The 6,260-nt window shown below is 44.3% G+C and carries 8 protein-coding genes; 7 read left to right on the forward strand and 1 reads right to left on the reverse strand.

All coding sequences use genetic code 11. The annotated features are described in order from the left end of the window. Window positions 1-6: 6 nt before the first annotated feature. Window positions 7-1,188, reverse strand: a complete 1,182-nt coding sequence (locus tag IQ257_RS28495) for a histidine kinase (RefSeq protein WP_193933430.1) — start codon at window positions 1,186-1,188, stop codon at window positions 7-9. 344 nt (window positions 1,189-1,532) lie between these two features. Between IQ257_RS28495 and IQ257_RS28500 the strand changes: the two genes are divergently transcribed. The 7 genes from IQ257_RS28500 to IQ257_RS28525 all read left to right on the forward strand — a co-directional run bounded on the left by IQ257_RS28500 (window position 1,533) and on the right by IQ257_RS28525 (window position 6,226). Then, entirely contained in the window at window positions 1,533-1,970 is a 438-nt protein-coding gene (locus tag IQ257_RS28500) for a DUF6932 family protein (RefSeq protein WP_193881961.1), read from the forward strand. A 5-nt stretch (window positions 1,971-1,975) separates the two neighbouring features. Next, the gene (locus IQ257_RS28505; protein WP_193881953.1) at window positions 1,976-2,500 is read left to right on the forward strand and encodes a helix-turn-helix domain-containing protein; all 525 of its coding nucleotides are present in this window, start codon (window positions 1,976-1,978) and stop codon (window positions 2,498-2,500) included. 124 nt (window positions 2,501-2,624) lie between these two features. Next, window positions 2,625-2,747 carry a hypothetical protein gene (locus IQ257_RS30955; RefSeq protein ID WP_265584626.1) on the forward strand — a complete coding sequence of 41 codons (123 nt, stop codon included), beginning with the start codon at window positions 2,625-2,627 and terminating at the stop codon, window positions 2,745-2,747. Continuing rightward, window positions 2,723-3,397, forward strand: a complete 675-nt coding sequence (locus IQ257_RS28510; protein WP_228061124.1) for an ATP-binding protein — start codon at window positions 2,723-2,725, stop codon at window positions 3,395-3,397. Before IQ257_RS30955 ends, IQ257_RS28510 begins: the two co-directional genes overlap by 25 nt. Window positions 3,398-3,438: 41 nt before the next feature. Next, window positions 3,439-3,690 carry a hypothetical protein gene (locus tag IQ257_RS28515; protein ID WP_193881950.1) on the forward strand — a complete coding sequence of 84 codons (252 nt, stop codon included), beginning with the start codon at window positions 3,439-3,441 and terminating at the stop codon, window positions 3,688-3,690. A gap of 25 nt (window positions 3,691-3,715) precedes the next feature. Continuing rightward, window positions 3,716-4,333 (forward strand): Uma2 family endonuclease, encoded by a 618-nt coding sequence (locus IQ257_RS28520; RefSeq protein ID WP_193881947.1) that lies wholly within the window; start codon window positions 3,716-3,718, stop codon window positions 4,331-4,333. Window positions 4,334-4,636: 303 nt separating this feature from the next. Beyond that, window positions 4,637-6,226 carry a glycoside hydrolase family 57 protein gene (locus IQ257_RS28525; protein WP_193881944.1) on the forward strand — a complete coding sequence of 530 codons (1,590 nt, stop codon included), beginning with the start codon at window positions 4,637-4,639 and terminating at the stop codon, window positions 6,224-6,226. The last annotated feature ends 34 nt before the right edge of the window (window positions 6,227-6,260 follow it).

The raw sequence follows: 6,260 nt of genomic DNA on the forward strand, positions 1-6,260 counted from the left end.
CCTTTCCTACCGATAAATCGGTAGTGTGAAGTGAAAAGAACCACCGCCTTTAGGACGAGAATCTACCCAAATGCGACCGTAATGGGCACGAATAATTTTTTGGCATAGTGATAAGCCTAATCCGTATCCATCCTTGCTTTCATCCCGTTTGAGCCGGAAATGACCTTCAAAAATGCGATCGCGGTTTTCTTCTGGGATGCCGGGTCCGGTATCGTAGACGCTGATCTGAATTTTTTGAGCGGTTCTATGGAGAATCGATAACTGCACTTTACCACCTTGGGGCGTGTACTTGCTGGCATTATCTAGCAAATTGATGATGACCTGGCGCACCAATTCACTATCAGCATAGACGCAGGGCAGGTCTTGGGGGATATCGGTGACAACTTCCTGAGATTTGAGTTGAAACTGCTCTTTCATTTGAGTCAGGATATCCTGACAAAGTTTGCCTAAGGGCAGTTTATGGGGCTTGATCTTGAAATCGGCATGGCTAGTCTTAGCCCCTTGCAAAAGTTCTCCAATCATTTTGTCCATACAGCGGAGTTGACTGCGAGCTTGTTCAAACAACCGTGCTTTTAGGGTAGGTGTAAGCTGAGAAATAGAACCATTTTTCTGGGGTTTTTGGTCTAACTCCAAGGTGTCTACGGCAATGGATGCTGCGGTCAAGGGACTGCGCAAATCATGAGCTACCATTGACATCACCTGGTCTTTAAACTGTAGCTGTTCGAGCAATTCGGCTTTTTCTTGTTTGAGGCGAAAAATTTCATCGCTCAGTTGCATCAGTTCGACAGAAGCAGCGATAGAACTTTTTGAGGGCAGTGAATTTCCATTGCCGTTTGATGAGTTGGAGGCTCCATTAGCATACTCTGCCTGGTATTCTTCTACAGAATGCTGCCAGCGCGACCAACAATTTTTTAACTGTCCGATCAAATTGGTTCCAGCAAGGGTCTGTCTGGGTTCGGGATGAATCTTAATGAGTGTGGGAGTCGCCACCAGCTTAAAATGTTCAGCAAGATAAGGTTGTTCCCCAACATCCACAACCATGAGTTCAAAGGGACACTCTTTTCTCAAGGTTTCCAGGTAACTTCGGATTCGATGGATGTGTTTTCGGGAACTAGGACGCTCATCGACAAACAGCAGTAGCTGTAGGGATGCTTCCGAATCAATGGATTTTCCAGGGGCAGCCTGCATGCAATTTGGTGTTAGCACTCTCAACAGGAGGGTCTTGGGACAACGTTTAAGATAGGAGCGACAATCTGTTGCTGAGGGGTCTTTGCTTCCTTACAATTTAATATCTATTTTAGATTGTTGGTACAATCCAACCGAATAAAGACCTTTGATTCACCGAAGAGGCGACCTTTGAAGCCCACCTCTTGAAAGGGTGGGAGTTCAGTGGGTGCAATCGTTGATGGAATCGTAGGAGGGCGACAAGCCTGCACTCTGAAATAAGCGAGTAATCGCGCCCAGTCTAAGCATCCACCGTAAATGGTACGCTCAAAAGCTGAACAATGAATGTGTGGAACGGGTGTGAGGGAGTGATTCCAAAATTCGACGAAAACGGCAATCTACCACCAGGCGTGCATTTTTGCGAATGGGAGGAATTTGTAGAACGATTTGGCACCAATGCGCTTCGGTTGCGTTTAATGCGGGGATTGCAAATGGCAATGGAGCAACTTAAAGCAGCGGGTTGCCGGACAATTTATATCAATGGCAGCTTTGTTACTATCAAAGCAGACCCAGGAGATTTCGATGCCTGTTGGGATAGAGAAGATGTGGATATAGACTATCTCAGAATTCATGCTCCTAGATTACTGAATCATTATGACCGTGCTGGACAGAAAACTAAATATAGAGGTGAACTCTTTCCATCAGATCAACCCATCGGCAATTATGGAATAGATTCTTTTGAATTGTTCCAACGGGATAGAAAGCAAAATAGAAAATGCATCATTGCGATAGATTTAGTGAGGTAGAACTTATGATTAAAAATGAAAAAGAATATAAGTTTACTCAGGAACTTATCGGAGAGTTCAAAAAATCTATAGCTGCTATAGATAGAGATGAAGCTAGGAAAAAAAATGACCCTAACGGCTGGGAACTTATGAGAGGTTCATTACAGTGTCAGCTCGATAAATTAAAAGCAGAAGTCGCTGAATATGAAAGGCTTACATCCCATGACCGCCACCTTCCTATCGTACTGAAACTTGATGATATTAATGATTTACCCCAAATTTTAATTAAAGCTCGGATGGCAGCCAAAATCAGCCAACAAGAATTAGCAAAGTTAGCTGGACTTACAGAAGAGCAAATCAAACACTATGAAGATAATGATTATGAAGATGCCAGCTTCCTTGATGTGAAATTTGTAATTGATGCACTAGATATAAAAATTCAAAAAGGTGAGTTTTTAATTTCTTTATATACGCTGAGAAGAACACCGATTACTAAAGAAGAATTGGTAGTTCCTCAGACAAGAAACCGGGAGCCAAGCAGTACGACTTGAGATTGTTAAATTGTGCGCTCAATAGTCTACCAATACCATTATCTAAGAGAGTAACTACATAGACTTTATAGTCTGAACCCATTTTTCTAACGCATCTGGAAAAATTATCTAAAGGAAGATAGGTATGAGTATTGTTCCACGCGGCATGACAGTCACAGAAGCATATCGCCTCTATCGCTCAGGCAGTCTGCTAGTCAATCGAAAGTATCAACGAAAGCTAATTTGGGTCGTCGATATGCAAAAATAAAATATCGCAAAAATAACATCAATCGAACCAAAGGGTTGATTCAAGACTATTTTGCAAAAAAAGATAAATCAACTCTTGGTCAAGGTGCTGAGTTAATACAATTTTTCAAGAATTCCCTACTTCGCTCTCGTATAGAAACCACAAAATATGAGTGCAAGCAAGGTTTACTTAATTTATCAGAAAATAGAGAGTTGAATAACAATCTAGTTCAGAGAATCATTGAAACGATTTGTGGAATTGCAAATTCCGATCCTGATAGTGATGGCTACATTTTTCTTGGAGTGGCTGATCAAAAAAATCATGCAGATAGAATTAAAAGCTTAGATACAGTTAATCCTGTTGAAGTAAACGGAAGATATGTCGTAGGAATTGATAGAGAATCTAAGCTTCTAGGTAAATCGCTCGAAGACTATGTTGAGATATTGGTGAGTGCGCTGCGTAATTCTCAACTGGCTGAACCCCTGAAAACTCAAGTTTTAATGAAGATTGACCCGATACTATATAAGGGGCATTCTGTTATCAGAATTCCTATTCCAGCTCAAACTGAGGTGTCATTTGTCGGTGAAACAGCTTTTACCAGGGAAAACTCTTCCACAGTAGAAGCAAAGGGACCAAAATTAATTGCTGTCTCTAAGCGTTTTCAGAAGTGAAGAGTGACCCAAGTTAAGGAATAGAGCAAGAGGTTGGAGCAATGGAAAGCATTAAATTGAAATCTCATGTTGGAGATGATGGAGTATTACAAATTCAAGTCCCAGTTGGCTTTAAGAATGAAGATTTAGAGGTAATGGTCATTTTCCAACGCTTGAAGTCTCGCGATCGCAACTCAGCAACATTAGAGTCAAGGGGTTGGCAACCCAGATTTTTTGAAGAAGTCATTGGCAGTTGGGAGGACGAACCGCTAGAGCGTCCAGAACAACTTCCTTACAAAACCCGATCGCAGTAAGTTAGAGCCAAAATGAGATGAACCCATGATCCAAGCATTGCAACCGTCGATTACGTTTGACGAGTTTATTGAGTGGCTACCAGAAACCTCTGAATGCCGCTATGAGTTACACCGTGGGGTAATTGTTGAGATGCCCAAACCGAGAGGTAAGCATTCAAAGTTGTCAGGGGATTTAGCTTACAACATAGGCACTGCAATTCGTCAGGCGAACTTGCCCTATTTCATCCCTAAAGAATGCATTGTCCGTTCTCTGGATGGTAATTCTGGATATGAACCGGATGTAATTGTCTTAGATGAACCTGCCATGATTGATGAACCGGATTGGGAAAGTGGATCTATCATTACCCTGGGCAAATCGATCAAGATCATTGTAGAAGTTGTTTCAACCAATTGGCGGGATGATTACTTCACTAAGCTTGGAGAGTACGAAGCATTGGGCATCCAGGAATATTGGATTGTAGATTATGCCGCATTAGGTGGGCGACGCTTCATTGGCAATCCCAAACAACCCACGTTCACTGTCTGTCAATTGGTGGAAGGGGAATATGAGTTGCAGCAATTTCGAGAGGGCGATCGCATAATCTCACCTACTTTACCCAACCTGATGCTGAGTGTAGATCAGGTTTTTGCGGCAGGACAATAGAGAGCGATCAAACTTCATTTTAAGAAAAACTAGGGTTAAATATCTAACAAATTAGACTTATTATCCCAGGTTAAGGCTGTAATCCTTCGATTCTCAAGGTTGGGTACAGCCTCCCAGTGGTCAGAATTGCCCATACAATCCCTGAGTAGTCCCAACCAGAGCAGTTCTGACTCATCCTTGGGAAAAAAGATGCTAGGAAACGTCAGCTCTCCGTTCCTTTCGTCCTAAAATCTTAAAAGACTGTAAACCCCCTAGCTGTCCTCAGTCTTAGTTATCAATACAATTCACGACCTCTAATTCACCATGGCTATCGGCTACGTTGCGCTCGTCCTTCACGCCCATCTACCGTTTGTCCGCCATCCGGAAAGTGATTATGTGCTTGAAGAAGAATGGCTCTTTGAAGCAATCACTGAAACTTATGTTCCCCTACTGCACGTTTTTGAAGGGTTGAAACGGGATGGGGTTGATTTCAAAATGACGATGAGTATGACACCGCCTTTGGTGTCTATGCTACAAGACCCGCTGCTGCAAGAGCGCTACGACAAACACCTGGCTTTACTCGAAGAACTCGTAGAAAAGGAAGTCGAACACAACCGCAACTACGGTCATATCCGCTACCTGGCAGAGCATTACGTCAACGAGTTCAGTCATATTCGCAAAACCTGGGAACGCTACAACGGCGACCTGGTAATGGCGTTCAAGCAGTTCCTCGATAGCAATAACCTAGAAATCCTCACCTGCGGTGCCACCCATGGCTATTTCCCGCTGATGAAGATGTATCCCCAAGCGGTGTGGGCGCAAATTCAGGTCGCTTGCGAACATTATGAGCAAACCTTTGGGCGTCCTCCCAAGGGCATTTGGTTGCCTGAATGTGCTTACTATGAAGGCGTAGAGAGGATGCTAGCCGATGCAGGTTTGCGCTATTTCTTGACCGACGGACACGGGATTTTGTACGCCCGCCCTCGCCCGCGTTTTGGGACTTATGCCCCTATTTATACAGAAACAGGAGTTGCTGCCTTTGGTCGAGACCATGAGTCATCTCAGCAAGTTTGGTCTTCGGAGGTGGGATATCCGGGTTCACCGGAATACCGAGAATTTTACAAAGATTTGGGCTGGGAGGCGGAATACGAGTATATCAAGCCTTACATCATGCCCAACGGACAGCGCAAAAATACTGGAATCAAGTATCACAGGATTACAAGTCGCGGCGGTGGGTTGGGTGAGAAGGCTCTCTACGACCCCTATTGGGCGCGAGAAAAAGCTGCCGAACATGCAGGTAACTTCATGTTCAATCGGGAGCAGCAGGTTAATCATTTGTCGGGTATGATGCATCGCCCACCCATTATTGTTTCGCCTTACGATGCGGAGCTATTTGGTCACTGGTGGTATGAAGGTCCTTGGTTCCTAGACTACCTGTTCCGCAAATCTTGGTACGATCAGAATACCTACGAGATGACCCATCTGGCAGATTATTTGCAGAATAATCCCACCCAGCAAGTCTGCAAGCCCTCGCAATCCAGTTGGGGCTACAAAGGGTTCCATGAATACTGGCTCAATGAGACGAATGCTTGGGTTTACCCGCACCTGCATAAAGCCGCCGAGCGGATGATTGAATTGGCATATCAGGAACCTGCCGATGAGCTGGGGTGGAAAGCACTGAATCAGGCAGCGCGAGAGTTGCTACTGGCACAGTCGTCAGACTGGGCGTTTATCATGCGTACAGGAACAATGGTTCCTTATGCAGTACGGCGGACGCGATCGCACCTGCAGCGCTTCAACAAGCTCTACGATGACATTAAAATCGGCAAAATTGACAGCGGTTGGCTGGAAAAAGTAGAAGAAATTGACAATATCTTCCCCCAAATCAACTATCGAGTTTACCGCCCACTGTGACGTTGAGTAGGGAGTAGGGAGTAGGGAGTAGGGG

Origin of the sequence: Coleofasciculus sp. LEGE 07092 (genome assembly GCF_015207375.1) — a bacterium.
Lineage (GTDB): Bacteria > Cyanobacteriota > Cyanobacteriia > Cyanobacteriales > Coleofasciculaceae > LEGE-07092.